Below are 15,741 nucleotides of genomic sequence, written 5' to 3' on the forward strand. Positions count from 1 at the left end.
TAGTTAAAAATCAAATTCATGCAATCTACAGCAAAAACACCTCAGGAATATATTGATTCGTTGCCGGAAGAACGAAAAACTGCTATTGAAAAACTTCGCTCGGTAATTTTAAAAAATTTACCAGAAGGTTTTCAGGAAACTATCGGTTATGGTATGCTCGGCTATGTTGTGCCACATTCCATATATCCAAATGGTTATCATTGTGATCCAAAAACACCTCTTCCTTTTTTAAGCATAGCTTCGCAAAAGAATTTTATTGCAGTTTATCATATGGGAATATATCTTGATGAGAAGTTATTGAATTGGTTTACTTCAGAATATCCAAATCATGTTAAAACGAAATTGGATATGGGAAAATCATGTATCCGATTTAAAAAGCTGGATCAGATACCTTATGAATTATTGGCTGAATTGTTTAAGAAAGTAAGTGTTGCCGACTGGATTTCACAATATGAATCTGTTTTAAAAGGGCAATCAAGACAAAGTTAATATTATCTAAAAGTAAGGGAATGCCTTACTTTTTTAGTTTAATTTAGTAACCACTTAAAACAAAAAAATGAAGATTGCAATCGTATGTTACCCGACCTTTGGAGGAAGTGGGGTTGTAGCTACTGAATTAGGCTTAGAGCTTGCACGCCGTGGTCACGAGGTTCATTTTATAACTTACAGTCAGCCAGTTCGTTTGGCGCTTTTAAATCCGAATATTCACTATCATGAAGTGAATGTACCCGAATATCCTTTATTCCATTATCAACCTTATGAATTGGCATTGTCCAGTAAATTAGTCGATATGGTTAAATTGCATGAAATTGAAGTTTTACACGTGCATTATGCAATTCCTCATGCTTACGCGGGCTATATGGCCAAACAGATGTTAAAAAGCGAAGGGATTAAAATTCCAATGATTACCACTTTGCACGGAACCGATATCACTTTGGTGGGAAATCATCCGTTTTATAAGCCGGCCGTAACCTTCAGTATCAATAAATCGGATTATGTGACTTCGGTTTCACAAAGTTTGAAGGACGAAACGTATAGGTTGTTCGATGTTAAAAGAGAAATTGAAGTTATTCCGAATTTCATCGAAATTGGTAAAGAACCGATTGGTGTTTCTTCAGATTGCGAACGTACCGTAATGGCAAATCCGGATCAGAAAATCATCACGCACATATCGAATTTCAGAAAAGTAAAACGAATTCCGGACGTTGTGAAAGTGTTTTATGAAATCCAAAAACAAGTTCCCTCTAAACTGATGATGGTAGGCGAAGGCCCGGAACGAGAAGAGGCAGAGAAAATGTGTGAGGACTTAAATATTGCCGATAAAGTGATTTTCTTCGGTAACAGTAATGAAATTGATAAAATATTAAGTTTTACGGATCTTTTCTTATTGCCGTCGGAAACAGAGAGTTTTGGATTGGCTGCCTTGGAGGCTATGGCTTGTGGAGTTCCTGTAATTTCAAGTAATTCAGGAGGTTTGCCTGAAGTGAATAAACAAGGTTTTTCAGGTTATCTCAGTGATGTCGGCGATGTTGAATCAATGGCGAAAAATGCAATTTCTATATTGGCTAATGAAGACGAATTATTCAAATTTAAAAGAAATGCTTACGAGCTGGCAAAAGATTTTGACATTTTGAACATAATGCCTATGTATGAAGATTTATATGAAAGGGCTATAAAAAAGTTTAAATAAAAAAGTCCCCAACTTTGGGGACTTTTTTATTTCTATTTAGAAACGGTATCTCACACTTAATCCGAAATCACCTCCAAAATGGTCATCTCTTACATCACCGTATTCGTCGCTTACATAGATTTCAGGACGGAAGTCAAATGAAAGTTGTAAAGGAAAATCAAAGTTATATTCGATACCGATATCACCTGTAGCAATCAAAAACATACCAGAATCGTCATGATCATGGTCGTGGTCATGGTGGTGATCATGATTAACACTATAACTGCCTATACCTAGACCAGGTCCGGCATACCATTTGAAACCATTTTCAATATTCCATACCCATTGATAAATGCCTGTAAGTTTTACTGCGTCATAATCATCTGAATCTCTCCATCCAAAATCAAATTCAAGACGATTTTTCTTTGAGACCCATCTTTGATAAGAAACTTCAGCACCAAATCCATCGTTGTTACCTAAGCGCAGGCCAATTGCATTTTTTAAATCTTGAGCTTCTGCACTAAACGTCAAGCCCATAACCATAAAGGCGGATAAAATTACTTTTTTCATAGATAAAATTTAAAACAAATGTAGATTTGTCTTTTTTTAATTCATTAGTAGATTTGAGGTTTAACAATATTATTTATCCCACTAACGCATTTTATGCAAATTAATTGTGAGTATCTAAAAATTCTTCTTGCGTTTGTGTATTTGTTTGCGGAATGTTTAACATTGTTGCGGCGGCTTGCGTTAAGGTATAGGTTGTAACCGTTTTGGTGTATACGACACCTATACCATCAGATAAGTACTGAACAGAAGTTACAACATCCTGAGGTTGTAGTACCGTAATGGGGTAGCCTCCAATTACTGTCTTGATACCAACATTCAAAACAATTTTAGAAGTTTTTACATTAGTATAGACATCGTGATCTGCATTAGGAGATGTGAAAGTAGGGAAGCTTTGGCCACCTTTAGACTTTAAAGAATAAGTTATGGTTAGAGGATATCCCTCAAAATCTTGCTGAAATGAACCAGATTTGGTTGATAATATTTCGTTTAAAGTTGCATCTTTCTTAAAGATAACAAAATCCAAAAGAGATAAATCTAATCCTATTGGCAGTTGTTGACCGTCACCTGCCAGCGATAAGTCTCCGGATAATAACAACTTGTTATTTAGTTCTCTAACGCCGTTATTTCTCAGAGATGAAGAATAAAATCCGGTTGCCATATCGTCTCTGGTTTTAAACTCTTTATAAGTATTGCCTTCAATTATAATATCGTTGGAAATATACAAGGAGTCTCTGGTGTTTGGTAAGCCTTCTTGTTTAATATCATAAGTCCAAAACTTACCTGTTGTTAGGGGAATTGAGAAAGTAGGGGTATCTGGATTATCGTCTCCACCGTTATTTCCATTATTTCCGGTAGTGGAATCGTCAGAAGAACAGGATAAAAGAAGACCGCTAAATATGGCAGTCAGAAGAAAGATTCTTTTTTTCATTTTTTTGGTTGTTAATTAGCTGGGCTAATATAGTAAAAATGAAATTATATTTAAATTTTTGTTAAAATATTTGAGATGATAATTTGCTCTTTAATTTTTTCTTCAAATTCAATGTATTCTTCATCTTCAATAAACGGCTTAGGCTCATGTTTGTAGAGTTCCCATTTACGCTTATTGTATTCCAAAGCTGTCAGATTTTCAATCCAATCGCCTGAATTAAGGTAAGTAACGGTTCCTTTTTTGTTGTTCCATGTTTCGATTTTAGGTTCATGTATATGTCCGCAAACCACGTAATCATAACGGTTGTCGATGGCTAAATCGGAAGCAGCGCTTTCAAAATCAGAAATAAATTTTACGGCTTTCTTTACGCTTGCTTTTACTTTTTTAGAAAGGGAGTAGGGTTCTTTTCCCATTTTTACCAGGCACCAGTTTATAAAACGGTTAAGTACTATAAGGTAATCATAGCCGATTCCGCCCAGTTTGGCAATCCATTTTGCGTGATGCACGGAATTGTCAAAAATATCCCCGTGAAAAAACCAGGCTTTCTTTCCGTCAAGCTCTAATACTAATTTATCTGTTACTGAAAAATTACCCATTTTCGTATCACTAAATTTTCGTAACATTTCATCGTGATTTCCCGTGATATAGTAAACCATTGTTCCTTTTGAAGTAAAATCAAGAATTTTTTTGATGATTTTCAGATGAGATTTGGGAAAATAGGATTTTCTGAACTGCCAGATGTCAATAATGTCACCGTTTAAAATCAGGATTTTTGGTTTGATGGTTTTCAAGTATTCAAGCAACTCATGAGCGTGGCATCCGTAAGTGCCAAGATGCACATCTGAAATGACAACAATTTCAACAGCTCTTTTTTTCAAGTCCATGATTTTATTGCAAAACAAATGATTGTTTGTGAACAGAACGTTGCTTTAAAATTAAGGAATGCTTAATCTTGAAAGAAAAAAAGAGGTTATTTTTAAATAAAATCTCGAAAAAGCTTATTTTTGTTTAAATAGCATCAAACAATGGCAGGAAATACTTTTGGGAATATTTTAAAACTGATGACTTTTGGTGAGTCACATGGCGAAGCACTTGGGGGAATAATAGACGGTTGTCCTCCCGGGATTGAATTGGATTTTGAAGCAATTCAAAAAGAAATGGAACGCAGAAAACCAGGTCAGTCCGCAATTGTTACTCAGCGAAAAGAGTCTGATGAAGTACAGTTTCTTTCCGGAATTTTTGAAGGGAAAACAACCGGGACTCCAATCGGTTTTGTGATTCCGAATACCAATCAGAAATCAGATGATTATTCTCATATTAAAGATACTTATCGTCCAAGCCATGCCGATTACGTTTATGAAAAGAAATACGGCATAAGAGATTACCGAGGTGGCGGAAGGAGTTCTGCAAGGGAAACTGCGAGCAGGGTAGTGGCAGGAGCTATAGCCAAGCAGATTATACCGGAAATTAAGATTAATGCCTTTGTTTCGTCGGTAGGAGAAATATTTGTTGACAAACCTTATCAGGAATTGGATTTTTCGTTAATCGAAAGTAATCCTGTCCGTTGTCCTGATCCAGCATCGGCTGCCAAAATGGAAGACTATATTAAGCAGATAAAAAAACAGGGCGATACGGTAGGAGGTACCGTTACCTGTGTAATACAAAATGTGCCGATAGGATTAGGTGAGCCGGTTTTTGATAAACTTCATGCCGAATTAGGTAAGGCTATGCTGTCCATAAATGCAGTCAAAGGATTTGAATATGGCAGTGGATTTTGCGGTGCTAAAATGAAAGGCAGTGAGCATAATGATTTGTATAACACGGACGGGACAACTAAAACTAATTTGTCAGGCGGCATACAGGGCGGAATTTCAAACGGGATGGATATTTATTTCCGTGTAGCTTTTAAACCAGTTGCAACATTAATACAGAAGCAGGATGTTTTGGATAGCAGCGGAAATATTATTGAACAGCAAGGAAAAGGGAGGCATGATCCTTGTGTAGTACCTCGTGCTGTTCCTATAGTTGAAGCCATGGCTGCGTTGGTTATAGCGGATTTTTACATTTTAACGATAAATAATAAATAACTTACGGAATTGAAGTTTTTTTCTATAAATTTAAAAGACAAATATTAAATTTTTAGATTTATGAAAAGAATTTTATTATTTACTTCGGTGTTTGTTTCGACGTTGGGTTTCTCTCAAGCAACTATTTTTCAAGATAGTTTTGATGCGTATAATGATTTTCTAATCACGGGATTTGGTCAGTGGAGAACTCTTGATTTAGATTTGTTAGAAACTAATACGGCAGGTACCCTTACTCCTGCATGGCCAAATAATGGGGCTCCTCAGGCTTATCAGATTTTTAATCCGGCCACAGCCTCGGTTTCCAACCAAACATCATCAGACAATTGTAACGCAACGGAAAATTTAAATTTCACGCCCAGAACCGGAGCTAAATATGCCGCATGCTGGGCGGGAGATCCTGGAACAAACGGTCAAACTGCTACTGCAAATAATGACTGGTTAATAAGTCCTCCTATCCCTTTAGTTGGAGCGAGTGGTACACAATTGAGTTTCTGGTATAAGGCATTGTCCGATTGTTATGGTCCTGAGCTTTATAGAGTAGGTGTGTATATAGGTAGCGGTAATCCTACTCAAGGTTCGGATTTTACGATTATATCAGGGTCAACACCCCTTGAAGCAGCAAATTATATGACATGGACTGAGCGGACATACCCATTGAATACTTATAATGGAGGAACGATCAGGATTGGTATTCATTGCGTTTCCGCAGACGTATTAATGTTCATGGTTGACGATTTTAAAGTTACGGGAACTGTTATGTCAACAAATGATTTTATATCGTCTAAATTTTCTGTTTATCCTAATCCTGCCACCAATATTGTAACGATTTCCAATAGCGGAAACATTCAAATAAATAAAGTAGCTGTTACAGATATTAATGGAAGAACAGTTAAGGCTTTAAATATTGATGGAGGTCCAGAAACTAAAGTCGATATCTCAGAATTAAACGCCGGGATATATTTTATGATCATCGATACAAACGAAGGTTTTGCTACAAAAAGAATTATTAAGACCTAAGTTTTGTGAAATAATTTAAAAAAAACCTTGAATCAATTTAAGGTTTTTTTTATTTAAAGTTTTTCTTAAAAAATTGTTTTTTTTCTTATATATTTGTATAGAAGTAAAAAAAATAGCACAAAAACTGTTTTATTATTTCGAAAAATCAAAATAATTTAGTGTAAAATTTAAAAAAATTAGCAATGAACAGAAAATTACTTTTATTCAGTATTTTGTTAGGATTGTATATCCCGGCAAAGGCGCAGGTTTTACAATCAGATAATTTTAATTCTTTAACTGTAGGTAACATTGGTGCCGATTTTACAGGAGCAACTCCAGGTCAGGGAGGATGGCTTACATTAGCAAGTAATGGTGCAACTCCAACTACAACTACAAATGCGGGTAATGCAAACTTCCAAATTGTAGCAGCTGGCGGAACTAATGCAAATGTATTTTCTTTACAAGGGCCAAACGGAGACAAAGGTTCCCGTCTTATGTGGAAAAGCGGTTTAGCAGCAGCTTGGGGCACAAGAACTGCCGGAAATAATATTATTGAAATTGAAGTAGATATTAATCCTGGAACAAGAGGAGCAAGTCTTAATGATTTTGGTTTATCATTGTTTAATTCAGATCGCACAAAACAATTATGTGGATTTAGAGTTGATGCGGCTTCAGGTGAATTATTTTTAGTGGCTTATTCTTATCCTCAAGGTGCACCAGGACCAAATAATTATATTTATCCTATAGATGTTGATACTCCTGTTCTGTTACCTCAGAATCAGTATAGCAGAATTGGGGTTTCTTTTAATAGTGTAACAGGTGCTGTACTTATTAAAGGACCTGGTATTGGAGCAGCTGGAATAGGTATACCTGGTAGTGCTGCCGGAATAGTGCCAAATCAAACGGAGTTATTAGCTACTGCAGGAGCCAGCGCAACTCCTCTTAATGCCGCTTCAGCAACCATGACATTTGATAATTTTTTAATTAAAGCCTCAGCTACTGATACATTATTGGGGACAGAAGCTTTTACTTCAGTAGAATCCTCTAAACTGTCAGTTTATCCAAACCCTGCCAACAATATCGTAACTATCTCAAATGCAGAAAATCTTCAAATTAATGCGGTTGTGATTACTGATGTTAACGGTAGAACAGTAAAAACATTAGAGTTTGGTGGTGTTGCAGAAACTCAGATCAATGTTTCTGATTTGAATTCAGGAATTTATTTCATGAGCATTGATACTAATGAAGGTACAGCCACTAAGAAAATCATCAAGAATTAATCTGTTCTGAAGATACAATAAAAAAAGCCCTGAATTTCAGGGCTTTTTTTATTGATAAAATTCTTTAAAAAATAAGGTTAATTGAGTAAAAAGAATATCACAAAAATGGTTTTTTTTATTTCTAAAAATCAAAATACATTAGTGTCCAATCTAAAAAAAAAAATAAGCAATGAAAAAAACATTACTTTCACTTATGTTAGTTTACCTAGGTGCTTCAAATTGTGTTGAAGCTCAGGTTTTCTCAGAAAATTGGGATGGTATCGGGCCTGGGATTTCCGGATGGACTCTTTACAATCAAGATAATCTCGCTCCAAATTCACAAGTTAGCTTTGTAAATGCTGCGTGGGTACCTTATTCAGAAGAATTTGATAATAAAGTTGCTATAAGTACATCATATTATACACCAGCAGGTACTGCAAATGACTGGCTTGTATCACCTTCAATCGTTTTGCCTGCAGGAGCAAATAAGTTGTATTGGGATGCTAGAGCCTACGATCCTTCGTTTAAAGATTCTTACAAAGTGTATATTTCGACATCAGGTAACGCGCTGGCTAATTTTACAACAGAATTATTTTCACAAGGAAACGGAACTACCCCTTCCAGCGGTGAAAATACTACATGGACGAGAAGATCTGTAGATTTATCTGCTTATGCAGGACAAACGGTGCATTTAGCGTTTAGAAACTTTTCTAACGATATGTTTTTGTTAAGTTTAGATAATATAAGTGTAGTTAATAGTGCATCATGTACTGCTCCGGAAAGACTAGCAGCACATAATACTACAAGCAGCGGAGTTACTTTTAGCTGGAATGCAGTGGCAGGTGCTACCGGTTACGGTTTAGCTATCGGAGCGCCTGGATTTATACCTACAACGCCGACAAATACTTCTTCAACAAATTCATTTACATTTACAGGGTTGGCAGCTAATACGAGATACCATGTTTATGTAAGAAATGCATGTGGAAGCATATGGATGGGGCCTTATTCGGTTTTCACAGCAAGAACATTACCATATACTTATGGCTTTGAAACTCCTGCTGCCAATGGTGGGTATGCAATTGATGGATGGTCTGGGACATTTTCATTAAATAATAATGCAGGTTCGGCATTCTATGCTGATGGAGTTCAAATGGTATTTAGTAATTCATCTACTTCTGCTGCTACTAACAGATGGTTATATTCAAGACCTATCAGTTTAATTGCAGGGGAGCAGGTAACATTAAAATTCTCAACACGTTCAACCGACGCAACAGTTGCTAATACGTTATTGGCGAAAGTTGGATCAGCTGCAACGACAGCAGCGCAGACAACCACATTATCAAGTGTAAATGTTGTGGGAACTTCTTTTGTTGAGACAACTGTTAACTTTACTGCTCCAAGTGCTGGTGTATATTATTTCTCATTTAATCACAATAATGCGGCTACTGCTATTCCAACTTCTGTAGTGTTGGATAAAATAGTTATGACAACAAACTTATCAACAGATAGTTTTGTTTCATCTAAATTCTCAGTATATCCAAACCCGGTGAACAATGTTGTAACTGTTACTAACGATGCAAACGTGCAAATTAATAAAGTAGCTGTTACTGATGTTAACGGAAGAACAGTTAAAACGTTAGAGTTTAACGGTGTTACAGAAACTCAAATCAATGTTTCAGATTTGAATTCAGGAATTTATTTCATGAGCATCGATACTAATGAAGGTACTGCAACTAAGAAAATCATCAAGAACTAATTCGTTCTGGATATAAAAAAATAAAAGCCCTGAAATTCAGGGCTTTTTTATTGACGTAATTGTTTTAAATAAAAATATTGTTGATATAAAATGAATTAGGTAAAAAAATATAACAAAAATCATTTTTTTTATCTCGTATTATAAAAATATTTTTGCTTTCAACTTAAAAAAAGAAAAATGAAAAGAAAATTACTTCTATTTAGCGTTTTGTTTGGCTTGTATGCTTCTGCAGAAGCACAAGTTTTACAATCAGATAATTTTAATTCTTTAACGGTAGGTAACATTGGTACTGATCTTACTGGAGCAACTGCTGGGCAGGGTAATTGGTTTACTAATAATACTCCTGGAGGTACTAATGGAGGCAATAGTAATTATCAAATTGTAGCCAATGATGCAACACACCTTAATGTGGCTCAAATTACCGGTTCTAATGCAGCAACTGGAGAGAAAGCTCTTTGGAAAGGTGGTCTTGCTACTGCATGGTCAACAAGAACAAGTACTAATAATATTATTGAGGTTGAATTTAGTGTTAATATAGGCGCAGCTACTACAAGTTTAAATGATTTAGAGGTATTATTGTTTAATGCAGAGGAAACTAAAGTTTTAGCTGGATTAGTTATCTTTATGGACACAAGACAAGTTATTGGAGCTGCTTATGTTAATAATAATGGAACTTTGGGGAATTATGGTATACCTTTAGGAGGAACCAACCCTGTCCTTCAAAATAATACGTGGTATAGAATGGGATTTAGTTTTAATAAGACTACTGGTCAGATTAAATTTAAAGGTCCAGGGTTTAATGGTCAACTTACTGGTGCCGCTATTGGTGTGGATCCTAATGAAGTTGATTTTATAATGAATACTACTGCAGGGAATACTGTTGCTGGAGTTTGTTTACTTGATAACTATTCAGTAAAAGCAACGAATACTGATACATTATTAGGCACAGAAGCATTTACTTCAGTAGAATCTTCTAAGCTGTCGGTTTATCCAAACCCGGTTAATGACATCGTAACAATCTCAAATGCAGAAAATCTTCAAATTAATAAAGTAGCTGTTACTGATGTTAACGGAAGAACAGTTAAAACATTAGAGTTTGGTGGTGTTACAGAAACTCAAATCAATGTTTCAGATTTGAATTCAGGAATTTATTTCATGAGCATCGATACTAATGAAGGTACTGCAACTAAGAAAATCATCAAGAACTAATTCGTTCTGGATATATAAAATAAAAGCCCTGAATTCCAGGGCTTTTTTTATTCTAAAAATTTAGATTTTATTTCTGGAGTAGGAATCATACAGCTTTCTTTTTTTCCAAACCATTTATATCTGTTTCTGGCAACAAAATCATATCCAAAGTTCGTAAGCCAATTTGGAAAAATAGTAAACAGCCCTAAAAGTGAATAGATTCCACCAATAGTCTTAGCGATTTCGAAGGCTGCTTCTGCTTTAATATGGTAGGCTTGACCGGGCTCATACAGAATTATACTGTCTGTCTTTGTTGGATCTACTCCAATATAACGAACAATTTCTTTTCCCAAATCAGATTGTAATGATACAAATCTGAAAGTATCATTTTTATCTTGTTTGATAACCTTTTGCACCGTAGCATCGCATAGGTTGCAAACCCCGTCAAACAGTATGATTTTTTTATTCTTAGGTAATTCCATATTATTTCTTTCTTTCCACCAACTCCAAACTGTCTAAATCTACTTTCGAAGTGAAGATGCCATAGTTTACCGTTGCTTTGTTTTTCTCAATCACATCGATGGTACCAACAGCTTTTCCGTCGATCATTCGCACACGGTCTCCAACTTTCAAAGGGATTTTTGGTTTGTTTGCTTCTTCTTTTTGAGCTTTTATTTTTTTCTCTTTCTTTTCTTTGCGGATTTCTTCCACCTTTTCTTTTACTTCCTCAACAATTTTTTTTGCAACAACTTCTTTTTCTTTTTTCTCTTTGGCGGTTACTTTTTTACGTTTGGAATTCTCAATTTCCACCATCTTTAAAAACTCGCCAATCAGTTCTTTCTTATTCTTATTGTTGAAATATTTTTCGGAAATATCATCCAATTTTTGACCCATATAAATCAAACGCTGATTCGCATCAAACATTTCCTGATAGCTTTCCAGTTTTTGTTGGATTTTTACATTGATGTTTTCCATCTTCTTGCTTTCCTCACGTGCCCGAATTTCTTCTTCTTTTAGATTCTGAGACGTTTTTTCAAGTTTGGAGCGTTCTTTCTGAAGATTCGCAATGGTTTTGTCAAATCGGACCTTATCACCTTCAATTTTCTTTTTGGCCCGATTGATTAAACCGAACGGGATTCCGTTTTTTTGCGCTACTTCAAAGGTGAAGGAACTTCCGGCTTGCCCAAGATGAAGTTTATACATGGGCTCCAGTGATTTTTCATCAAAAAGCATGTTGGCATTAATGGCAAAAGGCAATTCGTTCGCTAATATTTTCAGATTGGTGTAATGCGTTGTAATGATTCCGAAAGCTTCCCGATGGTAAAATTCTTCAAGGAAAACTTCAGCCAAAGCGCCTCCCAGTTCCGGATCGGAACCGGTACCGAATTCATCGATTAAGAACAACGTTTTTGAATTGCATTTTTTCAAAAAGTAGTTCATGTTTTTCAATCGGTAACTATAGGTACTAAGGTGATTTTCAATAGATTGGTTGTCTCCGATGTCCGTCAATATCCTGTCAAAAAGAAATGTTTCACTACGCTCATGAACCGGAATAAGCATACCGCTTTGCAGCATTAATTGCAGTAAACCAATCGTTTTTAAGGTAATACTTTTTCCACCTGCATTCGGACCCGATATCACAATTATCCTGCTGTCATTTTTAAGTTCAATGGTTTGCGGATAGGTGGGAGCATTTTTCTGATTATTGTTCAACAACAAAATCGGGTGGTAAGCATCCCTGAAAAACAATCTTTTTTCTTTGGTAATAGTTGGTAATACTCCGTTTATTTTATTGGCATAACGTGCTTTTCCCGAAACCACATCGATATCGCTTAAAAATTCCTGATACTGTTTTAAAAGTTCCAGATAGGGGCGGATCGAATTGGTTAGGTTTTTCAGGATTCGGACAATTTCTTCCTTTTCCTCATATTGTAGATTGTTTAATTCTCTTGAATAGCGCAGGGTAGCCTCAGGTTCGATGTAAGTTATGCTTCCGGTTTTGGAATTTCCCAGAATTGTTCCTTTTACTTTTCGGCGGTACATAGCTAAGACAGCTAAAACTCTTCGGTTGTCAACAATGGTTTCCCGAATGTCGTCCAAATAACCCAAACTGTTATAGCTTGATAATGCCGCAACGAAACTATGGTTTATTTTTCCGCGAACCAGATTCATGTTTTTTCTGATTTCAACCAGTAAAGGCGATGCATTGTCTTTGATTTCACCATATTTGTCAACGACTTCCTCGATTTTCTGAATGATGAATTTCGTCAATTCAACTTCAGAAGCTCTTTGGCTTAATTTCGGATAATAGTCTTCAAATTTTTTAAGGAAAACTAATAGATTGTTCGTAGTTTCCGAAACCGTTGCAATCTTCCTGAAACTGCCTACTTCCAAAAAACTGTCTTCTATGGCAAGGAATTTTATCTCGTTGGTTATTTCATCGAAATAATGATTCGGAATTGCATTGTTATTGGAATAGGAAGAAACGTATTCTGAAGTCTGCAGTAAAGCATCCATCAATGTCCCTCTTTCATTGAAAGGTGTTATTTCGAAAGCTTTTTGTTTGCCGATTTCCGTGTTGCAAAGTGCGGAAATGGTTTCTAAAACCGTATTGAATTCTAAATCTTGTAATGTTTTGGTATTGATTGAAATCATGCTATTGTGTCAAAGCATCAAAGTTACAAAGTAGTGAAGTTACAAAGTCATTATATTTGTAAAAAATTAGCAAATGTTTGTCGGACCAATTCATTCTTCCTGGCAGGATTTTTTTAACGCCGAGTCTCAAAAGAATTATTTTGATGACTTAATGCTTTCTGTAACTGAGGAATATGAAAATCATACTTGCTTTCCTCCAAAGGAATTGATTTTTAATGCCTTTAAACATTGTGGGTTTGATGATTTAAAAGTGGTTATCATCGGACAGGACCCTTATCATGGAGATGGTGAAGCAAACGGTTTGTGTTTTTCGGTTAATGATGGTGCGCTGATTCCACCGTCATTGCGTAATATTTTCCGGGAAATCAACGATGATTTTGACAGTATTTTTTTTCCGACTTCCGGGAATTTGGAACGCTGGGCGGATCAGGGAGTTTTGCTCTTAAATGCAGGATTGTCAGTTCGCAAAGATTTGGCCAATAGTCATAAACATTTAAAATGGAATCTTTTTACCGATGCTGTGATTCAGAAAATTTCAGATGAAAAAGAGAATGTGGTTTTTTTGCTTTGGGGCGGATTTGCACATAAAAAAGGTCTAAAAATTGACCGGAAAAAACATCTTATTCTGGAAAGCGGACATCCATCGCCATTAAGCGCTAATCAGGGAAAATGGTTTGGGAACAAACACTTTAGCAAAGCAAATGCTTTTTTGAAGGAAAAGGGTAAAACAGAAATTATATGGTAAAAAAGAATAGGTTGACGCAAAAGGTTGAGACAGTTTTTTTACTGGTTATTTCTACAGTCGATATAAATATGTAAAAAGGTTGCTTAATTAAAAGTTAATGCTCCCAGAATTTCTTCGCTCATAAAAGGACCGCCCGGATATTTTGCGGTATAGTCAAGGTTTAGCCAAATCTGGCCGCGTTCATCTATGTGATAATGTACTTCTTTGCCGCGGCTTTCTTCTTTGAAAAGGACTTCTTTAATAAGGTAATTGATGTTTTCAAGATCGGCTTTTTTACCGATCAGCATTTCTGGATACAAATGCCCTCCTGTATGGATAATTCGAGGTGTACCTCCCACAGCTCTAACTAATGCCGACATTAAAATGGCATGATCATCACAGTCCCCTGAGAAATGTTGCAGGGATTCGCTGGCGTATGCAATGTATTCTTTTCCTTTTGGATCATTTACATAATTCCATCTGTTGCGAACCTCTGTGAAAACGGCAAAACATTGAATAATTCTGCGATATTGCTTGAAACCCTTAACATGAGTAAAATGTTTGGTTGTAGCCATTAACGCAAAATTTCTAACCTTCGGATTGTCAAAATTTACCGCGTCCATAATTTTACTTTTATTAGGGAAAGGCAGCAGTTTTGAGATTATTATGTCTTGAGGATTAGGGTCGTCCGCCATTGAATAGACCATTGAACGATAATCTTCAAATACAGAATAGAATCCGTATCCGCCAAAAACAGTACCCCACGCCAAAGCAGCCAAATAGATGAAAATGCAGATAATAAGTACTGTTTTAAGCAGTCGTAAGATAAGCTGAATAACAATAAGGATAATCAGAAAAAGAAGAATTCTGTCTGATTCCATCCACCATTCAGGGTCGATAAGTTTCTGGTGTGCAATAATAAATATAGGAATAGCAATAAGAATGTTCAGCAGAAAAATAACAACATTATCCCATGGCTTCGGTAAAGAAAGCCTTTCTCTCAGTATTTTGAGTTTAGGGGATGTTGTTGGAGTCATTCGTTTGTTTCCTTCGCTAAAGTTATTTTACAACCGATTCGTAGTCAAGTTTGTCAGTAATCAAATTTAATTCAAATAATTGGTTTTGAACTTTCTCGAATGTTTGTTTATCCAGTTTTTTTTGCGACCATCGTGTCAGCTTCAGCCATTCCTGAATGTCTTCCGTTTTTTGATTGTATTTTGTAGCTAATGTTCTGTCTATGCTTGGAATATCTTTAAATTCAATTGTGGTATTATTGATGATTTCAAGAATTTGGGCTACAACATGTTTGTTAGTTTTCAAGAATTCATTTCGAACAGCTATCACAAAGCAAGGCCATGGAGTAGGGCAATCGTCAATTCTTCTGAAAGTTCCGTTGTCTACTAATGGTTTTGTCATGAATCGTTCCCACATGAAATAATCGGCTGTTCCGTTAGATAAAGCTTCAACAGCGCCATCAATAGTGTTGACAATTTCAAATTTTAAATCAGTATTCCAATTTTGATTTTTAGCGTTTACGATAGCCATTAAGTGCGAACCTGAACCCATTCTGCTGATGGCAACTTTTTTGTTTTCCAAATCAGATAATTGCTGAAAGCTGGATTTTGCATCCACATGGATTCCCCAGATTAGCGGCGATTGCACGTAAATCTGAACAATTGAGCTGTCATTTCCGGATGCAATATCTTTGATGATGCCTTCTGTCAGGATTACCGCCATATCGGTGGTTCCTTCACGAAGCATCTGGCACATCTTTCCTGTGCCTTCCGGAACGTCTGTCCACTGTAAATCGATATCTACTTCATCAAATTCACCGTTTTCCATGCATAAATGCCAAGGCAAATTAAAATGTTCGGGAACTCCTGCTATTTTTACTGTTTTCATACTTTGT

At 36.0% G+C, this 15,741-nt stretch carries 15 protein-coding genes; 8 read left to right on the forward strand and 7 right to left on the reverse strand.

What is annotated here, in order from left to right; genetic code table 11:
• Nucleotides 1–18 precede the first annotated feature (18 nt).
• Nucleotides 19–489, forward strand: a complete 471-nt coding sequence (locus FEDK69T_RS01760; RefSeq protein ID WP_023572417.1) for a DUF1801 domain-containing protein — start codon at nucleotides 19–21, stop codon at nucleotides 487–489.
• 67 nt (nucleotides 490–556) lie between these two features.
• Nucleotides 557–1,690: an N-acetyl-alpha-D-glucosaminyl L-malate synthase BshA gene (gene bshA, locus FEDK69T_RS01765; protein ID WP_023572418.1), complete on the forward strand. Its 1,134-nt coding sequence runs from the start codon at nucleotides 557–559 to the stop codon at nucleotides 1,688–1,690.
• Between the two features lie 36 nt (nucleotides 1,691–1,726).
• Here the strand turns inward: bshA and FEDK69T_RS01770 are convergent, their stop codons facing one another.
• The 3 genes from FEDK69T_RS01770 to FEDK69T_RS01780 all read right to left on the reverse strand — a co-directional run bounded on the left by FEDK69T_RS01770 (nucleotide 1,727) and on the right by FEDK69T_RS01780 (nucleotide 4,045).
• On the reverse strand, nucleotides 1,727–2,239 hold the full coding sequence (locus FEDK69T_RS01770) for a hypothetical protein (protein WP_023572419.1): 513 nt from the start codon (nucleotides 2,237–2,239) through the stop codon (nucleotides 1,727–1,729).
• 100 nt (nucleotides 2,240–2,339) lie between these two features.
• Nucleotides 2,340–3,167 (reverse strand): hypothetical protein, encoded by an 828-nt coding sequence (locus FEDK69T_RS01775; protein ID WP_023572420.1) that lies wholly within the window; start codon nucleotides 3,165–3,167, stop codon nucleotides 2,340–2,342.
• 50 nt (nucleotides 3,168–3,217) lie between these two features.
• Nucleotides 3,218–4,045, reverse strand: a complete 828-nt coding sequence (locus FEDK69T_RS01780) for a UDP-2,3-diacylglucosamine diphosphatase (RefSeq protein WP_035629922.1) — start codon at nucleotides 4,043–4,045, stop codon at nucleotides 3,218–3,220.
• A gap of 147 nt (nucleotides 4,046–4,192) precedes the next feature.
• Here FEDK69T_RS01780 and aroC point away from each other — a divergent pair, with 147 nt between their 5' ends.
• From aroC to FEDK69T_RS01805, 5 genes are all read left to right on the forward strand, one after another.
• Nucleotides 4,193–5,254: a chorismate synthase gene (aroC, locus tag FEDK69T_RS01785; protein WP_023572422.1), complete on the forward strand. Its 1,062-nt coding sequence runs from the start codon at nucleotides 4,193–4,195 to the stop codon at nucleotides 5,252–5,254.
• A gap of 60 nt (nucleotides 5,255–5,314) precedes the next feature.
• Nucleotides 5,315–6,271 carry a T9SS-dependent choice-of-anchor J family protein gene (locus FEDK69T_RS01790; protein WP_023572423.1) on the forward strand — a complete coding sequence of 319 codons (957 nt, stop codon included), beginning with the start codon at nucleotides 5,315–5,317 and terminating at the stop codon, nucleotides 6,269–6,271.
• A gap of 182 nt (nucleotides 6,272–6,453) precedes the next feature.
• The gene (locus FEDK69T_RS01795; RefSeq protein ID WP_023572424.1) at nucleotides 6,454–7,530 is read left to right on the forward strand and encodes a T9SS type A sorting domain-containing protein; all 1,077 of its coding nucleotides are present in this window, start codon (nucleotides 6,454–6,456) and stop codon (nucleotides 7,528–7,530) included.
• A 169-nt stretch (nucleotides 7,531–7,699) separates the two neighbouring features.
• On the forward strand, nucleotides 7,700–9,265 hold the full coding sequence (locus tag FEDK69T_RS01800) for a T9SS-dependent choice-of-anchor J family protein (RefSeq protein ID WP_023572425.1): 1,566 nt from the start codon (nucleotides 7,700–7,702) through the stop codon (nucleotides 9,263–9,265).
• 177 nt (nucleotides 9,266–9,442) lie between these two features.
• Nucleotides 9,443–10,474 (forward strand): T9SS type A sorting domain-containing protein, encoded by a 1,032-nt coding sequence (locus tag FEDK69T_RS01805; protein WP_023572426.1) that lies wholly within the window; start codon nucleotides 9,443–9,445, stop codon nucleotides 10,472–10,474.
• A gap of 47 nt (nucleotides 10,475–10,521) precedes the next feature.
• Here the strand turns inward: FEDK69T_RS01805 and FEDK69T_RS01810 are convergent, their stop codons facing one another.
• Entirely contained in the window at nucleotides 10,522–10,935 is a 414-nt protein-coding gene (locus FEDK69T_RS01810; protein WP_023572427.1) for a thiol-disulfide oxidoreductase DCC family protein, read from the reverse strand.
• Nucleotide 10,936: 1 nt separating this feature from the next.
• Nucleotides 10,937–13,108 (reverse strand): endonuclease MutS2, encoded by a 2,172-nt coding sequence (locus FEDK69T_RS01815; RefSeq protein ID WP_023572428.1) that lies wholly within the window; start codon nucleotides 13,106–13,108, stop codon nucleotides 10,937–10,939.
• 73 nt (nucleotides 13,109–13,181) lie between these two features.
• Here FEDK69T_RS01815 and ung point away from each other — a divergent pair, with 73 nt between their 5' ends.
• Complete coding sequence (ung, locus tag FEDK69T_RS01820; protein WP_023572429.1) at nucleotides 13,182–13,853, forward strand: uracil-DNA glycosylase; 672 nt, start codon at nucleotides 13,182–13,184, stop codon at nucleotides 13,851–13,853.
• Nucleotides 13,854–13,936: 83 nt separating this feature from the next.
• Here ung and FEDK69T_RS01825 read toward each other — a convergent pair whose 3' ends face one another.
• Together FEDK69T_RS01825 and FEDK69T_RS01830 are read right to left on the reverse strand one after the other, a co-directional pair.
• Nucleotides 13,937–14,869, reverse strand: coding sequence for a transglutaminase domain-containing protein (locus FEDK69T_RS01825; RefSeq protein ID WP_023572430.1), 933 nt, complete (start codon nucleotides 14,867–14,869; stop codon nucleotides 13,937–13,939).
• A gap of 22 nt (nucleotides 14,870–14,891) precedes the next feature.
• Nucleotides 14,892–15,734 (reverse strand): substrate-binding domain-containing protein, encoded by an 843-nt coding sequence (locus FEDK69T_RS01830; RefSeq protein ID WP_023572431.1) that lies wholly within the window; start codon nucleotides 15,732–15,734, stop codon nucleotides 14,892–14,894.
• Between the last annotated feature and the right edge of the window lie 7 nt (nucleotides 15,735–15,741).

Origin of the sequence: Flavobacterium enshiense DK69, assembly GCF_000498495.1 — a bacterium.
In the GTDB taxonomy this organism is placed as follows: Bacteria; Bacteroidota; Bacteroidia; order Flavobacteriales; family Flavobacteriaceae; genus Flavobacterium; species Flavobacterium enshiense.

Bases quoted from the DNA above. Each gene is read 5' to 3' on its own strand.
- FEDK69T_RS01760 (WP_023572417.1), top strand. From the start codon at position 19: ATGCAATCTACAGCAAAAACACCTCAGGAATATATTGATTCGTTGCCG.
- bshA (WP_023572418.1), top strand. From the start codon at position 557: ATGAAGATTGCAATCGTATGTTACCCGACCTTTGGAGGAAGTGGGGTT.
- FEDK69T_RS01770 (WP_023572419.1), bottom strand. From the start codon at position 2,239: ATGAAAAAAGTAATTTTATCCGCCTTTATGGTTATGGGCTTGACGTTT.
- FEDK69T_RS01775 (WP_023572420.1), bottom strand. From the start codon at position 3,167: ATGAAAAAAAGAATCTTTCTTCTGACTGCCATATTTAGCGGTCTTCTT.
- aroC (WP_023572422.1), top strand. From the start codon at position 4,193: ATGGCAGGAAATACTTTTGGGAATATTTTAAAACTGATGACTTTTGGT.
- FEDK69T_RS01790 (WP_023572423.1), top strand. From the start codon at position 5,315: ATGAAAAGAATTTTATTATTTACTTCGGTGTTTGTTTCGACGTTGGGT.
- FEDK69T_RS01795 (WP_023572424.1), top strand. From the start codon at position 6,454: ATGAACAGAAAATTACTTTTATTCAGTATTTTGTTAGGATTGTATATC.
- FEDK69T_RS01800 (WP_023572425.1), top strand. From the start codon at position 7,700: ATGAAAAAAACATTACTTTCACTTATGTTAGTTTACCTAGGTGCTTCA.
- FEDK69T_RS01805 (WP_023572426.1), top strand. From the start codon at position 9,443: ATGAAAAGAAAATTACTTCTATTTAGCGTTTTGTTTGGCTTGTATGCT.
- FEDK69T_RS01810 (WP_023572427.1), bottom strand. From the start codon at position 10,935: ATGGAATTACCTAAGAATAAAAAAATCATACTGTTTGACGGGGTTTGC.
- FEDK69T_RS01815 (WP_023572428.1), bottom strand. From the start codon at position 13,108: ATGATTTCAATCAATACCAAAACATTACAAGATTTAGAATTCAATACG.
- ung (WP_023572429.1), top strand. From the start codon at position 13,182: ATGTTTGTCGGACCAATTCATTCTTCCTGGCAGGATTTTTTTAACGCC.
- FEDK69T_RS01825 (WP_023572430.1), bottom strand. From the start codon at position 14,869: ATGACTCCAACAACATCCCCTAAACTCAAAATACTGAGAGAAAGGCTT.
- FEDK69T_RS01830 (WP_023572431.1), bottom strand. From the start codon at position 15,734: ATGAAAACAGTAAAAATAGCAGGAGTTCCCGAACATTTTAATTTGCCT.